We start from the raw sequence: 3,104 nt of genomic DNA, 5'->3' as shown, positions 1-3,104 counted from the left end.
GCACCTTGAGGAGCAGATGGCGATCCAGTTGACGCGCTGGGATCCGGAGTTGAGTATCACGGGCCTGCGGTTCTCGAACGTGATGGATCCTGAGGACTATGAACGGTTCCCGTCGTTCGATGCCGACGCCGCGCTGCGCAAGTGGAACCTCTGGGGCTATATTGACGGGCGCGACGGCGCGCAGGCTGTGGCGCGTGCGCTGGAAAACGGGCAGCCCGGATTCGAGGCTTTCATCGTCGCGAACGCGGACACCGTGATGACGCGTTCCAGCGCCAGCCTTGCCGCGGAGGTGTTCCCCGGCGTCACGGTGACCAGGGAGTTGGGTGAACACGAGACCATGCTCTCGATCGACAAGGCCCGGCGCCTGCTGGGCTTCGAGCCTGAACATACGTGGCGGACTTACCACTCCAACCGCACCACGCCCACCGAAAACTGATCACCGAGGAGCACCATGCAATATCGAACCCTGGGCCACAGCGGCGCAGTCGTTTCCGCCTATGCGCTGGGAACCATGACATTCGGTGCCGAAGCCACGGAAGAGGCTTCGCACGCAGTGCTGGACAGCTACTTCGACGCCGGTGGGAACTTCATCGACACCGCTGACGTATACAGCGCGGGCGCATCGGAGGAGATTGTGGGCCGCTGGCTGGCCCGGCGCCCGGAAGTAAGGGACAAGGCGGTGCTCGCCACCAAGGGCCGCTTTCCGATGGGAACGGCACCGAACGACGTCGGAACGTCCCGCCGCCACTTGACCCGCGCCCTGGATGATTCCCTCCGCCGTCTGGGCGTGGACCAGATCGACCTTTACCAGCTGCACGCGTGGGACCCGATCACTCCGTTGGAGGAGACGCTCCGCTTCCTGGACGACTCCGTCAGCCGCGGCAAGATCGCCTACTACGGCTTCTCCAACTTCCTCGGGTGGCAGCTGACCAAGGCCGTTCACGTTGCCCGCGCCCACGGCTGGAGCCCGCCGGTGACCCTGCAGCCCCAGTACAGCCTGCTGGTCCGGGAAATTGAATCGGAGATTGTCCCGGCTGCGCTAGACGCCGGGATTGGTTTGCTGCCGTGGTCCCCGCTGGGCGGCGGCTGGCTATCGGGCAAGTACAAACGGGACCAACCTCCTACAGGTGCCACGCGGCTCGGCGAGAACCCCGAACGCGGCATGGAAGCCTGGAAGGCACGCAATGACAATCCCCATACCTGGGCCGTCCTCGCTGCGGTGGAAGACATCGCCGCGGCCCACGATGTGAGCCCCTCCCAGGTAGCCTTGGCGTGGCTGGCCGACCGGCCGGCGGTCACGTCCGTGATCCTGGGTGCCCGGACCAAAGAGCAGCTCGCCGACACCCTTGCTGCGGCAGACCTGCAACTCAGCCCGGACGAAACCAAACAGCTGACTCAGGCCAGCCAGCCTCAAGTCGGGGTCTATCCGTATGGGCCAATGGCGCAGGAGCAGCGCAGCCGCAAGATTGAGGGGGGACGGTAGTCGCCATGGTACCTACGTTGCCGTCCTGGTATGGCGCTACGGGCGGGGGAAGGGCGCTCCTTCGCACCGAGTGGTAAGCGGTCGCCAAAATCTCCTGTACAGTTGATTTTGTTGTTGTGTTTATGCAGTTGGTAATTCAGGCAGTACGCGCGGTCGAAAGTCCGCGTCTTTCTGAAGTAGCGGTTTTGAACACCCCACACCGGAGGACCCGAAAGTCGGGACTTTTCCTCCACCTTCACGAAGGACAAAAAATAATGGCTACTGGTACCGTCAAATGGTTTAACGCTGAAAAGGGCTTCGGCTTCATTTCCCCCGATGACTCCTCACAGGACGTTTTCGCTCACTACTCCGCGATCGCCTCTTCCGGCTTCCGCTCACTCGAAGAGAACCAGAAGGTTTCCTTCGAAACCGAGCAGGGCCCCAAGGGTCCCCAGGCCGTCAACATCCAGGCACTCTAATTCTTTAGAGATTCTGGGGCCTTAGGGTTTCATTTTCAAAGCAGGGCCGGTCTAATTGACCGGCCCTGCTTTTTGTTAACCCAGGTGTGCTGCCAAGCGTTCCCTCACTCGGTCACGGTATCGGCGTGCCGGTGGGCTACCTTCCATTCGCCGTCTTCGCGCCGGTAAACCTGCGTGGCCCGCAGCGAATACGTGCGGGCTGCACCGTCGACAGATGTCGAAGTGTGTTCCAGCCCGGCTGTGTAGGCCATGTTGCCCACCACGTCGTACGCCAGCACTTCAAAAGCGTAGGAAGTGCAGTCAGAAAAACTTTTCGCCAGCGCCGTGAAGAGTTCGTCTAGTTCCTGCTGCCCGTGGGCATTACGCCATGCCCCGAGGACGCTTACCGGTTCCCTGCGGGACCAGAGCGCGCGGCGAGGGTTAGAGTCGCCATTGTGCAGGGCCAGTTCTGCCCGGTGGAGCGATGAATTTACCCAGGCCATAAAATCGTCGCGGTCGCTCATGATTCGTCGCCGGCCAGCCGGTCACTCGTCCGGGTTCGGATTTCTTACGTCCTTTTCGCCGATATCGGCAGCACCCAGGGCGGCCGCGGCAGGGCTGTGCGTGGTTTCGTGCGCGCGGATGCTGAGCTCCGGGTGGTGGAGGTCCAGGGCCGGACGTTCCGAACGGATCCTGGGCAGCGAGGTGAAGTTGTGGCGCGGCGGCGGGCAGGAGGTAGCCCACTCGAGCGAGGCGCCGAAGCCCCACGGGTCATCAACCTCAACGCGTTCGGAGCTCCGTGACGTGATGTAAACGTTCCAGAAGAACGGAATCATGGAGGCGCCGAGCAGGAAGGAGCCGATGGTGGAGAACTGGTTCATCCACGCGAAGTTGTCCTCCACCAGGTAGTCGGCGTAGCGGCGGGGCATGCCCATGACCCCTAGCCAGTGCTGGATCAGGAACGTGCCGTGGAAGCCAAGGAACAGCATCCAGAAGTGGATCTTTCCGAGGCGCTCGTTGAGCATCTTGCCGGTGAATTTTGGCCACCAGAAGTAGAAGCCTGCGAACATCGCGAACACCACCGTGCCGAAGACCACGTAGTGGAAGTGCGCCACCACAAAGTAGGAGTCAGACACGTGGAAGTCCAGCGGCGGCGACGCCAGGATGATGCCGGTCAGGCCACC

4 protein-coding genes and 1 pseudogene are annotated in these 3,104 nt (G+C 62.2%); 3 read left to right on the top strand and 2 right to left on the bottom strand.

Annotated features, from left to right (window positions below; genetic code table 11):
• The 3 genes and pseudogenes from DAD99_RS03400 to DAD99_RS03390 all read left to right on the top strand — a co-directional run.
• Positions 1 to 436 (top strand): annotated as a pseudogene (locus DAD99_RS03400) (NAD(P)-dependent oxidoreductase); the annotation flags it as partial.
• 15 nt (positions 437 to 451) lie between these two features.
• Positions 452 to 1,483 carry an aldo/keto reductase gene (locus tag DAD99_RS03395; RefSeq protein ID WP_193340344.1) on the top strand — a complete coding sequence of 344 codons (1,032 nt, stop codon included), beginning with the start codon at positions 452 to 454 and terminating at the stop codon, positions 1,481 to 1,483.
• Positions 1,484 to 1,737: 254 nt separating this feature from the next.
• On the top strand, positions 1,738 to 1,941 hold the full coding sequence (locus tag DAD99_RS03390) for a cold-shock protein (protein WP_024365339.1): 204 nt from the start codon (positions 1,738 to 1,740) through the stop codon (positions 1,939 to 1,941).
• A gap of 104 nt (positions 1,942 to 2,045) precedes the next feature.
• Here DAD99_RS03390 and DAD99_RS03385 read toward each other — a convergent pair whose 3' ends face one another.
• Together DAD99_RS03385 and DAD99_RS03380 are read right to left on the bottom strand one after the other, a co-directional pair.
• Entirely contained in the window at positions 2,046 to 2,444 is a 399-nt protein-coding gene (locus DAD99_RS03385) for a nuclear transport factor 2 family protein (RefSeq protein ID WP_193340343.1), read from the bottom strand.
• 21 nt (positions 2,445 to 2,465) lie between these two features.
• On the bottom strand, positions 2,466 to 3,104 hold a 639-nt coding region (locus tag DAD99_RS03380), incomplete at its 5' end, for a cbb3-type cytochrome c oxidase subunit I (RefSeq protein WP_193340342.1).

The sequence above is a fragment of the Pseudarthrobacter sp. AB1 genome (assembly GCF_014926485.1).
Lineage (GTDB): Bacteria > Actinomycetota > Actinomycetes > Actinomycetales > Micrococcaceae > Arthrobacter.
Note: the sequence above shows the minus strand (reverse complement) of the source record. Positions and strands in the feature narration are given on the sequence as shown.